The sequence below is a fragment of the Streptomyces sp. 549 genome (assembly GCF_030124175.1).
GTDB lineage: Bacteria > Actinomycetota > Actinomycetes > Streptomycetales > Streptomycetaceae > Streptomyces.
In genome coordinates this window covers 102902-123527 of sequence record NZ_JASKMT010000012.1, presented here as the reverse complement: position 1 = coordinate 123527, position 20626 = coordinate 102902, and the positions used below count along the sequence as shown (strand labels likewise).

General features: G+C 72.0%; 19 protein-coding genes and 2 pseudogenes. 11 read left to right on the top strand and 10 right to left on the bottom strand.

Translation table 11 applies throughout. From position 1 onward, the window contains the following. Window positions 1-157 precede the first annotated feature (157 nt). Genes QNO07_RS15945 through QNO07_RS15930 form a run of 4 tightly spaced genes read left to right on the top strand, consistent with a single transcriptional unit; the run spans window position 158 to window position 5286 of the window. The gene (locus QNO07_RS15945; RefSeq protein ID WP_283992677.1) at window positions 158-1657 is read left to right on the top strand and encodes an ABC transporter substrate-binding protein; all 1500 of its coding nucleotides are present in this window, start codon (window positions 158-160) and stop codon (window positions 1655-1657) included. Then, window positions 1654-3513, top strand: a complete 1860-nt coding sequence (locus tag QNO07_RS15940) for an ABC transporter permease subunit (RefSeq protein ID WP_283992676.1) — start codon at window positions 1654-1656, stop codon at window positions 3511-3513. Before QNO07_RS15945 ends, QNO07_RS15940 begins: the two co-directional genes overlap by 4 nt. Continuing rightward, window positions 3503-4546: an ABC transporter ATP-binding protein gene (locus QNO07_RS15935; RefSeq protein ID WP_283992675.1), complete on the top strand. Its 1044-nt coding sequence runs from the start codon at window positions 3503-3505 to the stop codon at window positions 4544-4546. The genes QNO07_RS15940 and QNO07_RS15935 overlap by 11 nt, the downstream gene beginning before the upstream one ends. After that, complete coding sequence (locus QNO07_RS15930) at window positions 4543-5286, top strand: ATP-binding cassette domain-containing protein (RefSeq protein WP_283992674.1); 744 nt, start codon at window positions 4543-4545, stop codon at window positions 5284-5286. Before QNO07_RS15935 ends, QNO07_RS15930 begins: the two co-directional genes overlap by 4 nt. Before the next feature lie 38 nt (window positions 5287-5324). Here the strand turns inward: QNO07_RS15930 and QNO07_RS15925 are convergent, their stop codons facing one another. Continuing rightward, the gene (locus tag QNO07_RS15925; RefSeq protein WP_283992673.1) at window positions 5325-5660 is read right to left on the bottom strand and encodes a hypothetical protein; all 336 of its coding nucleotides are present in this window, start codon (window positions 5658-5660) and stop codon (window positions 5325-5327) included. Between the two features lie 303 nt (window positions 5661-5963). Between QNO07_RS15925 and QNO07_RS27705 the strand changes: the two are divergent. Beyond that, window positions 5964-6124: pseudogene (locus tag QNO07_RS27705) on the top strand (IS256 family transposase); the annotation flags it as partial. A gap of 444 nt (window positions 6125-6568) precedes the next feature. Beyond that, window positions 6569-7090 (top strand): hypothetical protein, encoded by a 522-nt coding sequence (locus QNO07_RS15920; protein ID WP_283992672.1) that lies wholly within the window; start codon window positions 6569-6571, stop codon window positions 7088-7090. A 32-nt stretch (window positions 7091-7122) separates the two neighbouring features. On the opposite strand, the pseudogene QNO07_RS15915 reads toward QNO07_RS15920, so the two are convergent. From QNO07_RS15915 to QNO07_RS15900, 4 genes and pseudogenes are all read right to left on the bottom strand, one after another. Beyond that, window positions 7123-7314 (bottom strand): annotated as a pseudogene (locus tag QNO07_RS15915) (IS256 family transposase); the annotation flags it as partial. Window positions 7315-7436: 122 nt separating this feature from the next. Further along, window positions 7437-9137 (bottom strand): coenzyme B12-dependent isobutyryl-CoA mutase large subunit, encoded by a 1701-nt coding sequence (icmA, locus tag QNO07_RS15910; RefSeq protein ID WP_283992670.1) that lies wholly within the window; start codon window positions 9135-9137, stop codon window positions 7437-7439. 138 nt (window positions 9138-9275) lie between these two features. Beyond that, window positions 9276-9605 (bottom strand): DUF3817 domain-containing protein, encoded by a 330-nt coding sequence (locus tag QNO07_RS15905; protein ID WP_283992669.1) that lies wholly within the window; start codon window positions 9603-9605, stop codon window positions 9276-9278. Window positions 9606-9696: 91 nt separating this feature from the next. Then, on the bottom strand, window positions 9697-10206 hold the full coding sequence (locus QNO07_RS15900) for a MarR family winged helix-turn-helix transcriptional regulator (RefSeq protein WP_283992668.1): 510 nt from the start codon (window positions 10204-10206) through the stop codon (window positions 9697-9699). 153 nt (window positions 10207-10359) lie between these two features. Between QNO07_RS15900 and QNO07_RS15895 the strand changes: the two genes are divergently transcribed. Beyond that, complete coding sequence (locus QNO07_RS15895) at window positions 10360-11394, top strand: glycoside hydrolase family 6 protein (protein WP_283992667.1); 1035 nt, start codon at window positions 10360-10362, stop codon at window positions 11392-11394. Window positions 11395-11526: 132 nt separating this feature from the next. Here QNO07_RS15895 and glxA read toward each other — a convergent pair whose 3' ends face one another. From glxA to QNO07_RS15875, 4 genes are all read right to left on the bottom strand, one after another. After that, window positions 11527-13461: a radical copper oxidase GlxA gene (glxA, locus tag QNO07_RS15890; protein WP_283992666.1), complete on the bottom strand. Its 1935-nt coding sequence runs from the start codon at window positions 13459-13461 to the stop codon at window positions 11527-11529. A 3-nt stretch (window positions 13462-13464) separates the two neighbouring features. After that, complete coding sequence (locus QNO07_RS15885) at window positions 13465-15198, bottom strand: glycosyltransferase family 2 protein (RefSeq protein ID WP_283992665.1); 1734 nt, start codon at window positions 15196-15198, stop codon at window positions 13465-13467. Window positions 15199-15334: 136 nt separating this feature from the next. Beyond that, window positions 15335-15625, bottom strand: a complete 291-nt coding sequence (locus QNO07_RS15880; RefSeq protein ID WP_283992664.1) for an MTH1187 family thiamine-binding protein — start codon at window positions 15623-15625, stop codon at window positions 15335-15337. Further along, a complete protein-coding gene (locus QNO07_RS15875; protein WP_283992663.1) occupies window positions 15622-15966 on the bottom strand; it encodes a DUF3817 domain-containing protein in 345 nt (114 codons plus the stop codon). Before QNO07_RS15875 ends, QNO07_RS15880 begins: the two co-directional genes overlap by 4 nt. A gap of 100 nt (window positions 15967-16066) precedes the next feature. Here QNO07_RS15875 and QNO07_RS15870 point away from each other — a divergent pair, with 100 nt between their 5' ends. From QNO07_RS15870 to QNO07_RS15855, 4 genes are read left to right on the top strand one after another with little or no spacing between them, the layout of a single operon-like run. After that, window positions 16067-16705 (top strand): AIM24 family protein, encoded by a 639-nt coding sequence (locus tag QNO07_RS15870; protein WP_283992662.1) that lies wholly within the window; start codon window positions 16067-16069, stop codon window positions 16703-16705. Continuing rightward, complete coding sequence (locus tag QNO07_RS15865) at window positions 16705-17355, top strand: AIM24 family protein (RefSeq protein ID WP_283992661.1); 651 nt, start codon at window positions 16705-16707, stop codon at window positions 17353-17355. Before QNO07_RS15870 ends, QNO07_RS15865 begins: the two co-directional genes overlap by 1 nt. Before the next feature lie 40 nt (window positions 17356-17395). Continuing rightward, complete coding sequence (locus QNO07_RS15860) at window positions 17396-18103, top strand: AIM24 family protein (protein WP_283992660.1); 708 nt, start codon at window positions 17396-17398, stop codon at window positions 18101-18103. 10 nt (window positions 18104-18113) lie between these two features. Continuing rightward, the gene (locus QNO07_RS15855) at window positions 18114-18590 is read left to right on the top strand and encodes a MarR family winged helix-turn-helix transcriptional regulator (protein WP_283992659.1); all 477 of its coding nucleotides are present in this window, start codon (window positions 18114-18116) and stop codon (window positions 18588-18590) included. Between the two features lie 59 nt (window positions 18591-18649). Here the strand turns inward: QNO07_RS15855 and QNO07_RS15850 are convergent, their stop codons facing one another. Beyond that, the gene (locus tag QNO07_RS15850; RefSeq protein WP_283992658.1) at window positions 18650-20314 is read right to left on the bottom strand and encodes a glycosyltransferase family 39 protein; all 1665 of its coding nucleotides are present in this window, start codon (window positions 20312-20314) and stop codon (window positions 18650-18652) included. Between the last annotated feature and the right edge of the window lie 312 nt (window positions 20315-20626).

The window sequence follows — 20626 nt, the reverse complement described above, 5'->3', positions numbered from 1 at the left end:
TCGGCTTTCGCCGTCCCGCAGGACGCACCACTCTTCAACTCGCGGAACGTACAAGGCTCTTGGGCATGTGATAAATGTCCGCTTCTGAAAACGATTGTCATCATGCTACGGTCGGCGATGTTCAAACTTCAACGATGCCCTCCCCCCGGAGTCCCCTGTGCGCCATCCCGCCCGATCCGTTCCCCTCGTCGCGATCACCACCGCGGCGTCCTCCCTCCTGCTCACAGGCTGCTTCTCGTCGACGGGCACGACGGAGGACGCGGCCTCCGGGGAGGGCAAGCGCATACGGGTCGCGATGATGCAGCCGCCCCGCTCGGGCCTGACGCCGCTGTCCGACGACGCGTTCAAGCTGTCGCGGTGGTCGACCGCGGAGACCCTGGTGAAGCTGGACGCGGAGGGCGACGCGCAGCCCGCGCTGGCCACCGAGTGGAAGCAGTCGGGCAAGCAGTGGACGTTCACCCTCCGGGACGGGGTGACCTTCCACGACGGGACGAAGCTCACCGGCGAGGCCGTCGCGAAGTCCCTCACCGTGGCGGCCACCGCCTCCCCCAAGCCCCGCATCCTCGACGGCGTCAAGCTGACGGCGAAGGCCGACGGCGACACCGTCACCGTCACCACCGCCGTGGAGGACCCGCTGGTCCCGCAGCGGCTCAGCTCGCCGCAGCTGTCGATCCTCGCGGCGAAGGCCTACAAGGGGAAGACCGTCGACCCGGTGGGCGCCGGCACCGGCCCCTTCGAGCTGACCAAGGTCAACGGCACCTCCTCCGCCTCCCTCGACCGCTACGACGACTACTGGGGCGGCAAGGCCAAGGCCCCCGGCATCGACGTGAAGTTCGTGCCGGACGGCACCGCCCGCGCTGCCTCCCTGCGCAGCGGTGAGGCCGACATCGTCGAGTCGGTGCCCGTGTCGCAGGCAGCCGTGCTCGACGAGGACCTGATCACCGAGGTCCCGATGCCCCGCACCAACACGCTCTACCTGAACACCGAGAAGGGCGTCTTCAAGGACGCCGCCCTGCGCGCCGCCGCCCGCGAGGCCCTCGACACCGAGTCGATCGTCGAGGGCGTCTACGAGGGGCGCGCCGACGTGGCCGAGGGACTGCTCGGGCCCGCACTCCCCTGGGCGGCCGACCTGCGGTCCACGGTGAAGCGCGCCAAGGCCGGTGACCCGGCCGGCAAGTCGATCACCATCGGCACCTTCACGGACCGCGCCGAACTGCCCGAGGTCGCCGCCGCACTGCAGCAGCAGCTGCAGAAGGCCGGGTTCAAGGTGAGGCTCGACGTGCGCGAGTACGCCAACATCGAATCCGACGCGCTGGCAGGCGAGTTCGACGCCTTCGTCCTCTCCCGGGCGACCGTTCTCGACTCCGGCGACCCGGCCGCCTACCTGTACAGCGACTTCGCCTCCGACGGCTCCTTCAACATCCCCCAGCTCGCCGACCGGACCGTCGACAAGGCACTCGGCAAGGCCTCCGACACCGCCGCCGGCGACGCCCGCCGCCAGGCCGTCATCGACGCCGAGGCCGCCGTCCTCGGCACCGACGCCGCCGTGCCGATGCTGCACGAGCGGGTCATCCAGGGCGACGCGGCCGGAGTCGTGGACGCCGCGCACGACCCGCGCGAGCGTGAGCTGGTCACCTCGGAGACCTACGTCAAGTGAAGCAGTCCGTCTGGAAGCGGGTCGGCCCCGCGGGGTCGGCCCGCTTCGTCTGCCTGATCACCGTGCTGGCCGTGGTCGGCCTCCTGCCGTGGCTGTCCGGCCGCGACCCCGCGCTGACCGTGCTGCGGGCCCGGTCAGCCGAGCAGGAGGCCACGCCCGAGGCGCTGGCCGCGATCCGCGAGGACCTGGGCCTCGGCGCCGGTCCCCTCACCCTCCTGGGGGACTGGGCCTTGGGCCTGCTGCGCGGCGACCTCGGCACGTCGTGGGTGTCCGGCACCGACGTGCTCCCCTCGGTCGCCTCCGGCCTCCAGGTCTCCCTCGGCCTGATGGGCGCCGCCTTCGCCGTCGCGGCACTCCTGGCCTGCGCGCTGGTCGCCCCGGTGCTCGTCCGGAGCCGGGGAACGGGCGGCGCGTTCGCCGCGATGCTCGCCGCCGTGCCCGAGTTCCTGCTGGCCACGGTCGCGTTGCTGGTGTGCGGGGTGTGGCTGGGCTGGCTGCCCACAGCGGGCTGGGCGGGACCGGAGTACCTTGTCCTGCCCGCGATCGCCCTCGGCGTCCCGGCCGGCGGCCTGCTGGGCCGCCTGGTCGCGGACGCGCTGCCCGCCGTACTCGACGAACGCTGGGTGGAGCTGTGGCGCGGCGCGGGCGTGAGCCGGTCCCGCGTCTCGACCGCCGCGCTGCGCCGTGTGCTGCCGCCGCTGGTACCGCAGTTCGGCATGGTCGCCGTCGGCCTGACGGGCGGCGCGGTCGCCGTGGAGACGGTGTTCGCGGTGCCCGGCATCGGCCGCACGGCGCTCGGCGCGGCCAAGTCCCAGGACCTCCCGCTCCTCCAGGGCTCCGTCCTCGCCCTGCTCGTCCTGGGTCTGGCCGCCGGCGCCCTGGCCGCCCTCGTCCGCCGCCGCCTGCTCGGCCCGGCCCTGCGCGACGCGGGGCTCACCCTCCCGCCGACCCGACCGGTCCGCACCCATCCGGCGGTACCCCTGGTCCTGGCAGCCGTCCTCCTGACCACCATCGGCTGGGGCCTGCTGCGTGACCCGTACGCCGTGGACACCACCGCCCGCCTGCTGCCGCCGTCCTGGGCGTATCCGCTCGGCACGGACGGGCTCGGCCGTGACGTGCTGGCCCGCCTCGGCCACGGCGCGGCCTCCACGGTCGGCACCGCGGCGGCGGTCTGCGCCCTGAGCCTGCTGGTGGCCCTGGCACTCGGCTTCCTGCCCGGCCTGGCCGCGGGCGCGTCGGACATCGCCAACGCCCTGCCCCCGGTGATCGTCGGCATCCTCGTCGCCGCGGCAGCCGGCCCCGGCACGGGCGGCGCGGCCCTCGCCGTGGCTGCGGTCTCCTGGCCGGCCCTGTCGGCCCACTCGGCGGCGCTGGTCCAGGAGGTCCGCGCGTCCACCTTCCTGACGGCCCAGCGGGCCATCGGGGCGAGCCCGTCATGGATCCTCACCCGGCACGTGCTCCCGTCCGTCGCGGGTCCCGTCGCACGCCACGCCGTCCTCCGCCTCCCGGGCATCGCCCTCGCCCTCGCCGCCCTCGGATTCCTCGGCCTCGGCGCCCAACCGCCGACGCCCGAGTGGGGGCTGCTGCTCGACGAGTCCCGCGCGTACGTGGAACGCGCCCCGTGGGCGGCGCTCGCCCCGGCGGTCGCGCTGGCCCTGCTGGCCGGTCTGGCGGTGTCGGGAGCGACGTACGCCGACGGGCAGCGCGGCCGGCGGTCCGCCCGGCAGGCCGCCCGGCGCAGGTCCGTGAAGGCCAGGACGCCCGCACCGGACCCGACCGGGGCGACGAGCCCGACACACAGCACGAACCCGGCAAGCACGAAGACCGTGTCGAAGGAGGCCCCCGTTGACGTCTGACGACGACGTACTGCTGTCGGTGCGCGAGCTGCGGATCGCGTTCGACGGGGTGGAGGCCGTGCGCGGGCTGTCCTTCGACGTCCGGCCCCGCGAAGTGCTGGCCCTCGTCGGCGAGTCGGGCGCCGGCAAGTCCCTCACGGCGCGGGCCCTGCTCGGGATGCTGCCCGCGGGCGCGACGACAACCGGAACGGTACGGCTGCGCGGTGCGGCGGATCTGGCCTCCCAGCGAGGCCGCCGTATCGCCCTCGTCCCGCAGGACGCCCTCTCCGCGCTCTCCCCCGTCCACCCGGTGGGCGACCAACTCGCCGCCGCCGTCAGGTCGGTGGGCGGCGTGCCGCGCAGGGAGGCCCGCGCTCGCGCGGTCGCCGCGCTCGACCGGGTGGGAATCCCCGACGCCGCACGCAAGGCGCGGGCGTACCCGCACGAGTACTCCGGCGGCATGCGCCAGCGCGCCGTGATCGCCATGGCGACCATCAACGAACCGGACGTCGTCGTCGCCGACGAACCCACGACCGCGCTCGACGCGGAACTCCAGGAACAGGTCCTCCGCGTCCTCGGCGAGCAGCGCGAGGCGGTCGGGGCCGCGCTGGTCCTGGTCACCCACGACCTGGGCGTGGTCCGGGGCCACGCCGACCGCGTGCTGGTCATGTACGCCGGCCGCCAGGTCGAGCAGGGCCCGGCCGGGGCAGTACTGGGCCGCCCCCGCGCGCCGTACACAGTGGGACTGATGGCGTCACTGCCACCGGACGATGTACATGCGGGTGCCGGTGCGGGTCACGGTGCCGCTGACGACTCACGGTCCGGGGCCCGTCGGCGTCGCCGCCGGCTGCCCTCCATCCCCGGCTCTCCCCCCGCCCCCGACGCGCTTCCGCCCGGCTGCGCCTTCGCACCGCGCTGCCCGCTCGCCGAGGACCGCTGCCGCCGCGAGGAGCCGTCGCTGCGGGCGGCCGGCGCCGACCACGAGGTCGCCTGCCACCGCTGGGACGACCTCCCGCACTCCGCCACCGAGTTGTTCCTGGAGCAGCCCGCATGAACCCGCGCGAGCACCGGCCCGACGACCGCAGCCGCGCCCTGCCCGGCGACGAGGGCCACGCACTGCTCGACGTGCGCGACCTGGTCGTCCGCTACGGCACGGTCACCGCCGTCGACCAGGTGTCCTTCACAGTGGACGCGGGTGAGACCCTGGCCCTGAACGGCCCGTCCGGCTGCGGCAAGTCATCCACCATCGCGGCCGTACTCCAGCTGCGGCGCCCGCACGGGGGCGAGGTCCGTTTCGAGGGTCGGGAACTGACCTCTCTGCCCGAACGCGAACTGCGTCCGATCCGCCCCCGGATGCAGCCGGTCTTCCAGGACCCGTACGGCTCGCTCAGCCCCCGCCACCGCATCCGGGACGCGGTGGCGGAACCCCTCCACGTGCAGGGCCGCTGGGACACGACGGGCCCCGCCCGGGTCGCGGAACTCCTCGACCGGGTCGGCCTGGACCCCGCCTACGGCGACCGACACCCGCACGAGCTGTCCGGCGGGCAGTGCCAACGCGCTGGCATCGCGAGGGCGTTGGCCTCCGAGCCCCGCCTGCTGGTGCTGGACGAACCGGTGTCCGCTCTCGACCCCTCCATCCGGGCCGGAGTCCTCAACCTGCTCGCCGACCTCCAGGACGAGCTGGACCTGGCGTACCTCTTCATCTGCCACGACCGAGCCGTGGTACGCCACTTCGCCGACCGGTCGATCGAGATGCGCTCCGGGAGGCTCGTACCGGCACAGGGGGTGGCGTAAGGGCGTGGCGCAAGAACTCGGGTGTGGCGGAGTGAGCTTCAGCCTTCCCTCGGTTCGACCACGGCGGCTGTCCGGGCGCGTGCGTCCTTGCGTTCCGCGAGCAGGAACAGGACCACAGCGGCGGCGATGAAGCCGAAGCCGACGTTCATGCAGGCCATGACCGTCTCAAAGGAGGCGTCGGCGATCCGGGGGATGCTGTTGACGAGAATGAGGCCGTAGATGCACAGGATGCCGTAGGCGCGAAGCCGCTTCCCGGCCTCTCGCTTCCGCATCCACGGCGATGTCCACCCCAGCAGTATCGCCACCGGCACCGGCAGCACGACCGCCGTGGACACCGCCAGCCCTATCCAGTGGTACAGCGGATTGCCGTTCACACTGCCCCCTTTGTCACTCGCAGGCGATCACCGGCCCACGGTGGGAAGGCGAAAGGCACGTCCGTGCCCGAACAACTGCGAGCCTGCGGCGAACCTACCCGGTCCCAGCACCAGGCGATGCGGCAGGTCGGGGCTGGGTCCGGGATGGCGTCCCGCCGCGTGGTGTAGCCGATCAAGGGTGAGGTGTGCGCGGGCTTGCTCGCCGGGCGCACACCCGCGAAGGGGCCCGCGCTCTCTGCGCATGAGGCGGGCCATCGCGCAACTCTCCGTAGTGAACGGGCAGTTCAACGCGGGAGGTGCAGGATGGCCCTGTCTCAGCATGACCTACTCCGGCTGCTGGAGTCACTACGCTCGGCGGACGGGCTCGAACTCGTCCGCGGGGTGGCCGAGCGGATGCCCCAGAACTGATCGAGGCCGAGGCCACTGCGAGGATTGGCGCAGAGTGGAACCAGCCCCATGATCATGGGAGAGCCCTCTGCTACGGATGCGAACGCCGTGTCGCACCCGGGGCAGAAGCCTCTGTGGAGGGTGGGCCAGGTCGGGTACCAGGCGGGAAGGCCCTCGGGGGCGGGGTTGGCCCACGTCTGTCGCGGTCGCTCCCTGGCACCGGTGCCGAGGGTTCGGCGCGCGGTCCTGCCGTGTCGGGCGGGCGATGCCTCGCCACTGCTCCAGCACCCCCGCTGGCGTGGGCTCTTGTTCACGGAGTCCTCGGCGAAACCACATTCCGAGTGCCGCCACGCCATCGGGTGATGCGGCTAGGCCGAACGCGTGACAGCGGCTGGCGCGGCCTGCTTTCGGAGGGGTCAGTGTTCCACGATCAGTGCCTTCCCCGAGTCCGGCGAAGTGTGCGTCAACCGCGTCTGTGCCGTGTGATCGGATCCATCCGACTGTCCGAGGAGTCCCACCCCATGCGTTCACGTGTCATCGCCGTCATGGCCGCCGCACTTGCGGCCACCGCGGCACTCGCGCAGCCCGCCCAGGCCGCCCCCCTCGTCGACGGGGTCTACCGGTTCGCAGCTCTCCACGACGGCAAGTGCTTGGTCTGGCCCAAGACACACGGGAACATCGGCATGGTGTCGCTGGGCGCCTGCACGGACACCGCGTCCACCTCGGCGAACTGGCAGGTACAGAAACTTCCCAACGGGATGATGGAGATCTCCCCTCCGGGCTCGAACCCGCGCGCTTGCATGAAGGTGACATCGGACCACCGCGTGGCGGTCAGCAACTGCGCTGACAAGTACGCCGAGTGGACCGTTTCGAACGGCTCCGCCGGGCCCGGCAGCCGGGTGTGGGCCGACATCGAGCACACCCCCAGCGATCACTCCGGCTCGTTCGGAAGGCTGATGGACATTCCCGGCACGGCCGGTCGAATCGCGGTGGAGCGGACATCCATCGAGCCGCCCCACTGGGAACTGCAGCCGCCCAGCTAGGGTCCGCCGTCGCATGTCACGCCCACAGCGGGTCATGTCCCCTGTGGTGGCGTAGCCGGACCGATCTGATCGTTGTCGGGATAGACCTTGTCCATGCCCCCTTCGGGGAGGTAGCGGCGAGGGCAGGCAATCCGCTCGTCGTGCATCTCGGTGAGCACGGCGGTGGTGAGGGGTTCGAGGGCTTCAGGGTCGGGGGAGATCTGCACGACGTCGGTCCGGCGTCTGGTCAGCCAGCAGTGCGCACCCTGGTCCGGGAGACCCCGGCGATCGTCGGCCGCCTCACCCCCAGCGCGCTCGCGCACGGCGGCGCTGCCGGGGGTGGGGCCGAGCCGGACGACCGGGCCGGTCAGAAGCCGGGCGGCTCCACGTAGACGCCCCACTCGTCGCGCAGGACGTCGCAGATCTCGCCGAGCGTGGCCTCCGCCCGCACCGCGTCGAGCATCGGCCCGATCATGTTGCCGCCGTCCCTGGCCGCCGCCAGCATCGCGTCCAGCCCGGCGCGCACCCGGGCCTCGTCGCGGCGGGCCTTGCGCGCGGCAAGCGCGCTGACCTGGTCCCGCTCGACCTCGTGGCTGACCCGGAGGATCTCCAGGTCGCCGGTGACGGAACCGGTGTGGCAGTTCACGCCGACGACGCGCTTCTCGTCCTTCTCCAGCGCGCGCTGGTACTGGAAGGCGGCCTCGGCGATCTCGCCGGTGAACCAGCCGTCCTCGATGCCGCGCAGGATGCCGGACGTCATCGGGCCGATCGGGTGCACGCCGTCGGGGTGGGCGCGGGTGCCGCGCTCCCGGATCTGTTCGAAGATCTTCTCGGCGTCCGCCTCGATGCGGTCGGTGAGCTGCTCGACGTACCAGGAGCCGCCCAGCGGGTCGGCCACGTTGGTGATGCCGGTCTCCTCCATGAGGACCTGCTGGGTGCGCAGGGCGATCTCCGCCGCCTGCTGGGAGGGCAGGGCCAGGGTCTCGTCGAGCGCGTTGGTGTGCAGCGAGTTGGTGCCGCCCAGCACGGCCGACAGCGCCTCGACGGCGGTGCGCACCACGTTGTTGTAGGGCTGCTGCGCGGTGAGGGAGACGCCGGCCGTCTGAGTGTGGAACCGCAGCCACTGCGCCTTCTCGCTGGTGGCGCCGTAGACGTCCCGCATCCAGCGGGCCCAGATACGGCGGGCGGCCCGGAACTTCGCGATCTCCTCGAAGAAGTCCAGGTGGGCGTCGAAGAAGAAGGACAGGCCGGGCGCGAAGGTGTTGACGTCCAGACCGCGGCTGAGGCCCAGCTCGACGTAGCCGAAGCCGTCGGCGAGCGTGTAGGCGAGTTCCTGCGCGGCCGTGGAGCCGGCCTCGCGGATGTGGTAGCCGGAGACGGACAGCGGCTTGTACGCCGGGATGCCCGCGGCGCAGTGCTCCATGAGGTCGCCGATGAGCCGCAGGTGCGGCTCGGGCTGGAACAGCCACTCCTTCTGGGCGATGTACTCCTTGAAGATGTCCGTCTGGAGGGTGCCGTTCAGCACCGCCGGGTCGACGCCCTGGCGCTCGGCGGCGACCAGGTACATGCAGAACACCGGCACGGCCGGGCCGCTGATCGTCATGGAGGTGGTGACGTCCCCCAGCGGGATGTCGCGGAACAGCACCTCCATGTCGGCGGCCGAGTCGATGGCGACGCCGCAGTGGCCGACCTCGCCGAGCGAGCGCGGGTCGTCGGAGTCGCGGCCCATCAGGGTCGGCATGTCGAAGGCGACGGAGAGGCCGCCGCCACCGGCCTCCAGGATCATCTTGTAGCGCTCGTTGGTCTGCTCGGCGTTGCCGAAGCCGGCGAACTGGCGGATCGTCCACGTCCGCCCCCGGTAGCCGGTGGCGTGCAGTCCCCGGGTGAAGGGGTACTCACCGGGCCAGCCGATGCGCTCGAAGCCCTCGTAGGTGTCGCCGGGGCGGGGCCCGTAGACGGGTTCGACGGGATCACCGCTCAGCGTGGTGAAGTCGGCGTCCCGCTTGCGGGCGGCGTCGAACCGGGCCTGCCAGCGGCGGCGGCCCTCAGCGGTGGCGTCAGCGTCCATGAGGACAAATTTACTAGGACGTCCTACTATTTGGCTAGAGCAGACGCCCGGCGACCTTGACGGACACCGGGCGGGGCTTCACAGTCCGGGCGACCCCGGGCAGCCCCGGGCGGACTCGCCCGCGGCGGGTCGGCCCGGTCAGGCCTTGACCGGGGTGGCCGGCTCCGCGTCCTCCAGCAGCGGCTTCATCTCGGCGGCGATGCGCTTCTCGACGAAGAACGCGACCACCGGGATGCAGCCGGCCGCCAGCACCCACAGCAGCTTGCCGAACGGCCAGCGCGCCTTGGAGCCCAGGTCGAAGGCGAAGACGACGTAGATGATGTAGAGCACACCGTGGATCTGCGAGACGACCGTGGTGTCCCCGACCTCGAAGGCGTACTTGGCGATGATGAACCCGGTGAACACGAGCAGCCACACCGCGGTCACGTAGGCCATCACCCGGTACCGGGTGAGCACATTGGACTTCATGGGCAACGAGCGTAACCGGGCGTTCCGGGCAGCGGCGAGGCGGCCCCGCCGTCACCCGTCCGGAGACGCGGGCGACCGGCGAGCGGGCAGGTCAGCCCTCCTCGAAGTCGGCGGCGGCCAAGCGCAGCGGGCGCAGCATGGCGAAGATCTCCGCGCACTCCTCGTGGTCGTAGGCGCCGAGCCCGAAGTCCATGGCCATCAGCTCGCGGGTGGCCTGCTCGCACACCTCGCGCCCCTTGTCGGTGATCGACGCCAGCGTGCCCCGGCCGTCGTTGGGGTTGGGCCGCTTGGCGACCAGCCCGGACCGCACGAGCCGGTCGACGGTGTTGGTCACGGAGGTGGGGTGCACCATCAGCCGCTCGCCGATCTTGGACATCGTCAGCTCGCCGGCCTGCGAGAAGGTCAGCAGGACCAGCGCCTCGTAGCGGGCGAACGTCAGACCGTAGGGACGGACGACCGCGTCCACCTCGGCGAGCAGGATCTGGTGCGCCCGCATGATCGAGGTGATGGCGGCCATGGACGGCACGGAACCCCAGCGCTGCTTCCACAGTTCGTCGGCGCGCGCGATCGGGTCGAACGGGAGACTGAGCGGCTTCGGCACGCGAACGACCCTACCCGCCGGTCATATCGCGGTCAGCCCCGTCTCAGACTTCGGGCCCCTGGCCGCCCGGAGCCCGTGTCCTGCGCGGGTTCCGGGCTGCGCCGTGCCAGGCTTGCCCGCATTCTTCCCCTTCGGCCGTAAACGGGAGAGTGGATGTCCGGCAGACGCCTGCGCATGCTCACCGCCCTCGTGGCGCTCGCGCTCGCCCTCGGCTGCACCGCCGGGTACGACGGCGGTGGCGCCGACGGCGGGCTGGTCCGCGTCAACTCCGAGCGCACCGCCCCCGCCGGACCGCCGGCCCCGGCGGCCGGCGCGCAGGCGACAGGGTTCTACGTGGATCCGCACAGCGCGGCGGCCCGGCAGGTGCGCGACTGGGAGCTGGCGGGCCGGACGGCGGACGCGGCGCTGCTGCGGCGGATCGCGGACCGGCCGATGGCCGTATGGCCGTCCCACGACGACCCGGCGCGGCAGATCACCCCGGCCGTCACCGGCGCCGCGGCGGCCGGGACCACGCCCGTCCTGGTGCTCTACAACATCCCGCACCGCGACTGCGGCCTCTACTCCCGCGGCGGCGCCGCCACCGCCGCGGCCTACCGCAGCTACGTGGCGGAGTTCGCCGCGGCTGTCGGCGACCGGCCCGCGGTGGTGGTGCTGGAGCCGGACGCGGTGCCGCACGTGGTGGCGGGCTGCACGGCCGCCGTGCACCACGCGGAGCGCTACCGGCTGCTGCGGGACGCGGTGGCCAGGCTGAAGGCGCAGCCGGGGGTGCGGGTCTACGTGGACGCGGGCAACGCCGGCTGGATTCCCGACCCGTCCCGGCTGGTCGAGCCGCTGAGGCGGGCGGGCGTGGCGCAGGCGGACGGCTTTGCGCTGAACGTGTCGAACTTCCACACCGACGCCGCGTCCGTGGCCTACGGCAAGCGGCTGTCGGCGGCGCTCGACGGCGCGCGCTTCGTGGTCGACAGCAGCCGCAACGGCAACGGTCCGCCGCCGGACGGGACGTGGTGCAACCCGCCGGGCCGGGCCCTGGGCCGGGCCGCGGCCGCGGTGGCCGACGAGCCGCTGGTGGACGCGTACCTGTGGGTGAAGCGGCCGGGAGAGTCGGACGGCGAGTGCCGCGGCGGACCGCCCGCCGGGCAGTGGTGGCCCTCCTACGCCCTGGACCTGGCCCGCAACTCATCCGCCTGAACCTGCCTCCCCGCCTGCCTGCGCACCCGTGCGGGCCTGATCCTCGGAACCCGGACAAGCGCCCGCCGCACCGGCCCCGGGGTCGGGGGGCCGGTGCGGCGGCGTGGCGTGCGGTGGAAGGGCGGGCCGGGGTCAGGGCAGGTGCACCCACTTCGCCTCCGAGGGCGTGCCCTCGGTGTCGATCAGGAAGAGCATGTACCAGCCGGGAGGCGTGAGCGTGCGGTCCTCGGGGACGTCGAGCCGCACCCGTCCGTCGCCCTTCGTCACCTCCAGCGCGACCGAGCGCTGCTCGACGTCCGTGACGTGCGTGACGGCGCTGGGCCGGATCAGGCGGGCCCGCGCGACGCGCGACGCGTCGCCGGTCTCGAACACCGCTTCGGCGCCGCGCCGCAGCCGCTCCGGTCCGTCGCCCACCACGGGACGGTTGTCGGCCCGGCCGCCGTGCAGGTAGGGCGGGGTGTAGATCTCCACGCGCTTCTCGAAGGTGCCCAGGCGGGTGTTGGAGCGGTCGCCGAACAGCGGGTCGGAGCCGAAGGTGGCGACCCGCCCGTCGGGCAGCAGCAGCGCCTCGGCGTGGTAGTTCCTGGGCACCTCGGGGTCGGCGGCGGGGCGGAACTCGTTCTTCGCCGGGTCGTAGAACTGCGCCTTGAGGATGTCGCTGTTGCTGCGCCCGCGGTAGTTCTCCGAACCGCCGGTGGTGAAGACGGTGTCGTCGGGCAGGATCACGCTGTTGAGGTAGCGCGTCCCCTGCGGCAGGTCGGGGCCCGGCTTGAAGGCGGGCTTGTCCTCGTTGAGGTCGACCACCGCGGTGCGGGCGGTGGAGCGCTCCGACTCGCCGATGCCGCCGCCGCCCAGCACCATCACCTTCTGGTCCTGCGCCGGCGGCAGCAGCAGGGAGCTGGAGGTCTCCAACTGGTCCGCGTCGGTCATGCCGCCGACCTTCTCGAAGGTGTTGTTCGCCAGGTCCCAGATGCCGGGGTCGCGCCCCTTGTCGGCCGGTCCGTAACCGGCGTTGGCGCCGGAGTAGAAGAGCTTGCCGCCCTTGGTGAGGAACAGCGCCGGATAGGTGGGGAAGTACCGGTGGGGGGCGGCGGACCACTTCTTGGTCTTCGGGTCGTAGATCTCGTTGTCGCCGGGCAGGATCTCGCCGATGTCGTCCAGGCCGGAGACGGACAGGACCCTGCCGTCCTCCAGGGTGACGAGCGTCGGGTACCAGCGCGCCTCGGCCATCGGGTCGACCGGCAGGTAGCGCTCGGCCACCGGGTCGAACTCGTAGGTGTCCTTGATGCCCTGGAAGTCCTGCTTGTCGAGGGTGAGCTTCTCGGCGATGCCGTACAGGTTGTCGGCGTCCTTGCCCTTGAGTCCGACGATCCGGTACTGGGCGTGCCGGTCGGTGACGGACTCCTCGCCCTCCTCGACGGCCTCCACGAAGACCCGCACCTCGCTGGGGGTGACGGTGACCTTCCCGGTCTTCTTGTTCTCCGTCTTCTTGGCGCGGGGCACGATCACCGGGGTGTCGGACGCGTACTCGACGCCGGACGGCGAGCGGAACCGGGTGCCCTCGGGCAGGGTGTGCGGCCGGTCCGGGTTCTCGTTCTTGACGATCATGCCGCCGCCGGCCCGCGTGACGCCGCCCTCCAGCAGTTCGTAGCGGGCGGTGCCGCCGGCCACCAGCATCTTGCCGTCCGCCAGTTGGGAGTGGCCGGCGCAGAACAGGTCCTCGGGCGTCTCGACGCGTTCGTAGCTGTTGTCCGACGGGTCCCACAGCACGGTGACGAAGGTGCCCGCGTCGAACTGCTCCTCGTCGTTGCCCGAGCCGGCTATCAGCAGCACCTTTCCGGTCCGCAGCAGCGCCGCGTGGATGGTGTTGGTGCGGTAGCTCTCGGGGACGTTCGCCAACTGCCAGGAGCCGTAACGCGCCTGGTAGGCGGGCTGGGCTATTCGGTAGTCGTGGATCTGCTCACGGGCGAAGCCGATGGTCGCCGGGGCGTTGAGGCCGGCGAGCACCAGGCCGACGCCGGTGCCCAGGAGGGTCTTCTTCATCCTTGCGCTCGGTCGGTAGGGCATGGATCAACTCCCGCTGGTGGTCACGGCGAGCGTGGTCTGGCGCTCGCTTCGGGGAAGGCGGTCGCGGCGCCTGCCGCGCATCTCGGTGAAGCCCCAGATGGCGAGCGGCGCGAGCGCGATCACCAGGGCCAGCACCGTCCAGGTGCGCATGGCGACGTGGGTGTGGTCGAGGACGACGGAGGCGGCGAGCCCGCTGCCGAACAGGCCGATCCACACCAGGTGGATGCGGAACGTGCTGAGCCGGTCGGGGCTGGCGGACGCCCCCTTGGGGGTGACGACGAACCGGCAGTCCCGCCGGAACACGGCCGCCAGCAGCGAACGGGCGTAGACCGGTGCGCAGATGGCCGACATCGCCATTCCGGCGAGGCCTCCCGAGCCCTGCGGTTCGTGCGGGGAGACGTTGTGCCGCCGGTTCCACAGGTAGAGGCCGATCTGGAGGGCGGCCACGTCGCTGTACAGCATCAGCCACACCCCGGCCGACACCTGGGTGCCGGAGGCGCCGAGCCACAGGAACAACGTGCAGCTGAGCGCGCCGAGCGTCCAGGTGAGGGCGCTCATCGGGTAGTAGACGAGCATCAGGGAGTAGTTGAGGAGCTTGCCCGGCGAGAAGCGGTGCGGGCCGCGCCAGTACTGGCGGATGACCGTCTCGTAGGTGCCGCGGGACCAGCGCATCTGCTGGGTGAAGAAGTCCGTCCAGCACTCCGGTCCCTCACCGACGGCCAGCACGTCGGGCGTGTACACCGAGCGCCACAGCCGGCCGGTGGCCGGGTTGCGGGTGCGGTGCAGTTCGAAGCCGGTGGCCATGTCCTCGGTGATGGAGTCGACGAGCCCGCCGATCTGCTTCACCGAGCTGACGCGCACCGCGTTGTTGGTGCCGACGAACATCGCCGAGCCGTAGCGGTTGCCGGCGCGCTGGATCAGGGCGTGGAAGAGGAACTGCTGGCTCTCGGCGAACTTGGTGACGGGCTTGGTGTAGTTGCCGTACACCTGCGGGCCGACGACGAAGGCCACGTCCGGGTCGCGGAAGTACCCGAGCATGCGCTCCAGGTAGTTCGGCAGCGGGATGTGGTCGGTGTCGACGGACGCGAAGAAGGCGTAGTCGTCGCCGTGCGCGGCGATCCAGGCGTTGTAGTTGCCGTGCTTGGTCCGCGCGCGGTGCGCGCCGGAGGGCTGGTTCCACTCCGGCACACCCTTGCGGGTGAAGTGGCGCACGCCCAGCTCGGCGCAGAGCAGCCGGGCCTCGGGGTCGTCGCCCTCGTCGAGCAGCCAGACGTGCAGCGTGCCGTCGTGCCGCAGGCCGACGGCGGCCTCCAGCGTGGCGCGCACCATGTGCAGCGGCTCCTTGCCGGGCACGTAGGTGGTCAGGAACGCCACCTTCGTGCCCGGTTCAGGAACCACCGGCACGGGATCCCTGGCGACCATCGTGGCGTGCGCGACGGACGCCACGTTCACCAGCCGGAACAGTTCGATCAGGCCGATGCAGCCCAGCATCACCGCGTCTGCGGCGATCAGGTACCCGGGTGCGCCCTCGCGGTCGGTCCAGTGGCTGGGCCAGACGAGCCACAGCAGCAGCACGCACGACAGGGTCGGCGCCGCCGTCATCAGCAGCATCGCGCGGACGCGGTGCGGCTCCTTCGACAGCAGGCTGCGGTAACGCACCCGGTACGGCAGCTGGGGCTCGGTCAGCGGCCCGGCGAGACGGCTGTAGAACTCGTAGTCGTACCCCTCCGGCACCACGGTCCCTCCACTCCCTGCGACGAAGCCCGACAGTCACAGCAGAAGTGACGCAGGTCTCCCTGTCGAACGCAGGAGGGGCCGCCGAACGGGCCCCGGGCACGCGGCGGGTGCCCGGATGCCAGACGCCGCGCAGGCGTCAGGCGAGATGGCGCTCCACGGTCTCGATTTTTGTGTTTAGTCCATCCGTGACTCCCGGGCGGATGTCCGCCTTGAGAACGAGCGACACCCGGGGCGCCCGCGCCTCGACGGCGGCCACCGCCCGGCGGACGACGTCCATGCACTCCTCCCAGTCGCCCTCCAGCGAGGTGAACATGGCGTCGGTGCGGTTCGGCAGTCCGGACTCGCGGACGACCCGGACGGCGTCGGCGACGTAGGCGCCCACGTCCTCGCCGACGCCCAGCGGGGTGACGGAGAAGGCGACGATCACTTGCTGACCACACCCTCCTGGCGGGCGCGGGCGGCGATGACGCCGGCCTCGACCTCCTGGCGGAGCATCCTCTCCGCCCAGAAGCCGCCCGCCGGCAGCACGGAGAGCACGGCGTAGAGCGCGGCCCGCTTCAGCGACCACTTGGCGAAGTACCAGGCGATGGCCCAGAACAGGATGTAGATCATGAACAGCACGCCGTGGATCATGCCGACCACCGGCACGGCGTTGAACTCCGTCGTCCGCTTCAGTACCGAGCAGACGATCAGCACCAGGAAGGAGACGGCCTCGGGGGCCGAGACCAGGCGCAGCCGGCGGAGTGCGGAGGCGGTCGTCATGTCCACAGCGATGTCCTCGTCCTCAGGTTTGTGAAGGGGTGCACAAGCGCCGTCCATTGTGGCAGCCCCTCCCCCGGCCTCAACCGGTCGGGGTAGGTTCTGGGACGTGGCTCACTTCCGTCTCCAAGGCAGCAAGGTGCTCGCCGTCGACCTGACCGGCGACACCGTCAGGGCCAAGAACGGCTCGATGATCGCGTACGAGGGCCAGATGGCCTTCAAGAAGCTGACCGGCGGCGGTGACGGCCTCCGCGGCATGGTCACCCGCCGGCTCACCGGCGAGACGATGGCCGTCATGGAGGTCAAGGGCAGCGGCACCTGCTACCTCGCCGACGAGGCCAGGGACATCAGCATGGTCACGCTGCAGAACGACACCCTGCATGTGGAGTCCAGCAACCTGCTGTGCACCGAGGGGGGCCTCCGCACCGGCACCACCTTCACCGGGCTGCGCGGCGCCTCGCAGGGCAACGGCCTCTTCACCACCACCGTCGAGGGCAGCGGGCAGGCCGCCCTGCTTTCCGAGGGCCCGGCCATCGTGCTGCGCGTCACCGAGCAGACCCCGCTCCAGGTCGACCCCGGCGCCTACGTCGCGCACACCGGTCGCCTGCGGCAGGAGCTCCAGTCCGGGGTGAACTTCCGGACATTCATCGGGGAGGGGTCCGGCGAGGCGTTCCAGATCCGCTTCGAGGGCGACGGCCTGGTCTACCTCCAGCCCAGCGAGCGCAACACGGTCGGAGGGCAGCTCTGATGGCGTTCACCCAGATCACACCGAAGATGATCGAGGCGCAGGTGCTGCCGGGGCAGCGCCTGTACAGCCAGCGCGGCGCGATGCTCGCCTACCGCGGCGAGGTCGCGTTCACCCCCGACCTGATGGGCGGACAGGGTGGCGTGATGTCCGCCATCGGCCGCCGGGTGCGCGGGGAGGCGGCCCCGCTGATGACGGTCGAGGGCAACGGCACGGTCATGTTCGGGCACGGCGGGCACGAGGTGCACCTGGTGCACCTGACCGGGGAGACGCTGCACGTGGAGGCCGACCGGCTGCTCGCCTTCGAGGGCACGCTGCGGCAGGGCACCGTCTTCCTCGGGTCGCAGGGCGGCGTCATGGGCCTGGTCCGGGGCCAGGCCACCGGGCAGGGCCTGTTCACCACCACCCTCCAGGGGCAGGGCTCGGTGGCGGTGCTGGCCCACGGCGGCGTACTGGAGCTGGCCGTCACTCCCGACCGAGCGGTCAACGTCGACCCGCAGGCCTACGTCGCGCACCGCGGCGACCTGCGCAACCGGCTGACCACCGCACTCGGCTGGCGGGACATGGTCGGCCGCGGCTCCGGCGAGGCGTTCCAGCTGGAGCTGTCCGGACACGGCACGGTCTACGTGCAGGCAAGCGAAGCGAAACTGTGAGGCCGCGAGGCCCGAGGCGCCGGGAAGGCCGAGGACGACGATGAACACCCCCGTGCACGACGCGCACACCCTGCCCGGCGACGACAACGTCAACCCGTACACCTTCTGCGTGGACCTGGCAGGCCAGTGGTTCCTGCAGAAGGGCAAGATGATCGCCTACTACGGGCAGATCACCTTCGACGGCATCGGCCACGGCCCGCTGGACCAGCTGGTGGCCCGCAGCTTCCACTCGCCGCTGCACGCCTCGGACTGGGTCGTCGCCCAGGGCAAGGGCAAGCTGCTGCTCGCCGACCGGGCCTTCGACGTCAACTCCTTCGACCTGGACGACGGCAACCTCACCATCAGGTCCGGCAACCTGCTCGCGTTCTCGCCGACGCTGTCGCTCAAGCAGTCGATCATCCCCGGCTTCCTCACCCTCGTCGGCACCGGCAAGTTCGTCGCCGCGTCCAACGGGCCCGTGCACTTCGTCGAACCGCCGGTCCGGGTGGACCCGCAGGCGCTCGTCGGCTGGGCCGACTGCCCCTCGCCATGCCACCACTACGACCACCAGTACCTGCGCGGCTTCCTCGGCGGGGTGCGGTCGCTCACCGGTTTCGGCGGGGCCTCCGGCGAGGAGCACCAGTTCGAGTTCACCGGCGCGGGCACGGTGCTGCTCCAGTCGTCGGAGCACCTGCTCGACGAGCAGGCGACCGGCGCGGTGCCCCAGCAACAGGGAGTGCCCGGCGGGTCACCGGGCGCGGCTCGGTAAAGTCGCTGCCATGGACACCGATAAGGGCACCCGCTGGCTCTCCGAGTCGGAACAGCGGGCCTGGCGTACGCACCTGGACGTCAGCCGGCTGCTCACGTACCAGATGGAGAGGGACCTCCAGCCCTTCGGGCTGACGATCAACGACTACGAGATCCTGGTCAACCTCTCCGAGTCCGACGACCGCCGGATGCGCATGAGCGACCTGGCCGGTGCCACCCTCCAGTCCAAGAGCCGGCTCTCGCACCAGATCACCCGCATGGAGAACGCCGGGCTGGTCCGCCGCGAGCACTGCGACACCGACAAGCGCGGCCTGTTCGCGGTACTGACCGAGCACGGCTGGAACACCATGCGCGAGGTCGCGCCGCACCATGTGGCCTCCGTCCGCCGCCACTTCATGGACCTGCTCACCCCGGAGAGCATGGAGGAGCTGCGCGCGGCCCTCGCCCCGATCGCCGACCACCTCCGCTCCCGCCGCGGACGCGTCTGACGGCGCAAGGCCCGAGGGCACCGACCGCCGGCGGCCCGGCGGGGGCGCCGGCCGGGCCCTCAGCGCCGGGCGCCGCCCGGCAGCGGGTGTGCCAGGGCGCAGTCCCGCGCCCACACGCTGACCCGCGCCCCGTGCACCGCCGTCGTTCCGCAGCGCCGGAAGGCGCGGTCGAGGGTGTCGCGCTTGGTGGCCTCCGCGGCCGTGGCGTCGAGCGGCTGATCCTCGGGATCGGACAGGGTGACGACGCGGTCGGTGGCGCCCAGCCGCCGCCGGACCTCCTCCGGCGGGTACTCCACGCCGCGCAACGTCCCGGAGGGGCCCGGTCCGGTCCGTAGCGCGACGTCGTCCAGCGTCCCGTACAGGGCGCGGTCGTGCAGCAGCCAGTCACGTCGACGGGCCGGGGCGAAGAGCACGGCGTCCCCCGGTTCGGTGAGCGCGCGCACGGTGTCGGCCACGGCGACCGCGTCGTCCTTGCGCGCCTCGGGCGTGCGCATCCCGACATGCCAGGGCACCAGCACGACCACCGCGGCGAGCGCCACCAGCAGCGACACGGCCCGCCGCCCGCTCGGGGCCGACCGGCGCGGGACGCGCCCGCGCGGGCCGGCGCGGCGGGCGTCAGCGGACCGGTCGGTGACGTGGGCGGTGAGGCTGGTGGTGAAGCGGGCGGTGACGTAGGCGGTGGAGCGGGCGGTGAGGTCGCTGGTGAGGCGGGTGGCGGCGGCGCCCAGCAGCAGCGCCAGTCCGGCCATCGCGTAGAGCACGTACCGGTCGACGTAGCGGGGCGTGACCATGGACACCGCCAGCAGCACGCCCGGCGGGACCACCAGCAGCGTCAGCGCCACCCTGCGCAGCCCCAGTGCCGCCGGGGCTGCCCCGGGCCCGGGCCGCGATGCCGACGCCGCCGCGCACAGCAGCGCCCCGGCGGCGGCCACCAGCAGGTAGCCCGACCACGGCCCCACCCCGGGCCTGCTCAGCCAGCCCAGTTGCTCGTCCGCCTGCCCGGCGGCGACGGCAGCGAGCGGCAGCACACCGACGGCCACCACCCCGGCCGCCACCACCCACGCACGGCGCACCTCGCGGGAGACGCCCGCCCGCCACAGCGCGAGCGCGTGGGCGGCCAGAGCAAGAAGGGCGAAGAAGTTGAACCAGCAACCCAGGAGGGCGAGAGCGGCATAGGCCGCCCATAAACGGAACCGATTGTTCTCCACCGCGCGCACGAAGAAGTACGTGGCCCACACCACGCAGGCCGACACCAGAGCGGTAGCCCGTGCTTCCTGGGCATGGTGCTGCACCAGGGGAAGGAGAGGGTGAACAATTCCCGCCAGCATTCCCGCCCGGCGTGAGACCAGGCGCGCCCCGAGAGCCGCGACGGCGGCCGCCGCCACGGCGGTGGCCAGGACCGAGGGCAGCCGCAGCACGGCCGGCGAGGTGCCGCAGACCGCGACCCAGCCGTGCATCAGCAGGTAGTACAGGCCGTGCACGGCGTCGATGTTCTGCACCAGCGCCCACAGTTCACCCAGTTCACGCTGTGCCGTGGCCGCCGTCACCGCCTCGTCGCGCCACAGCGAGCCCTGACGCCCCAGCCCCCACCACCCCAGCGCGAGCGCCGTGGCCACCGGAGCGACGGCCACCGTCCACCGGCTGGACGCCCGCTTCTCCCGATTCCGTCCGGCGGGTCCGGCGGATATACCGGGCCGGGCGGATTCGTCCACCGGCGTTTTCATGGCATGCAAGATGACAGCCCCCGACAATTCTTCCCCCGCGGTCAGCGGAAAGCGTATGGCAATTTTCGCTCCGCACCCGTTGCCGGCCGTGGGCGTTTTCGGCCGTCGCTTCCGGCCACCGACCGGCAACGTGCGGGACGCAGGCCGGACATCCGCGCGTAGACCCCCGTCCGTCAATTCACCTTCGCGACCGGTACCCGACTCCGCCGCCACAGCGATCGAGGAACCGACCGCACTCGGGCGGGCCGGACGTCTTGACGAGACCACGTCACGCGCCCACGATGCTTGGGAGCGCTCCCATGACTGCCTGCC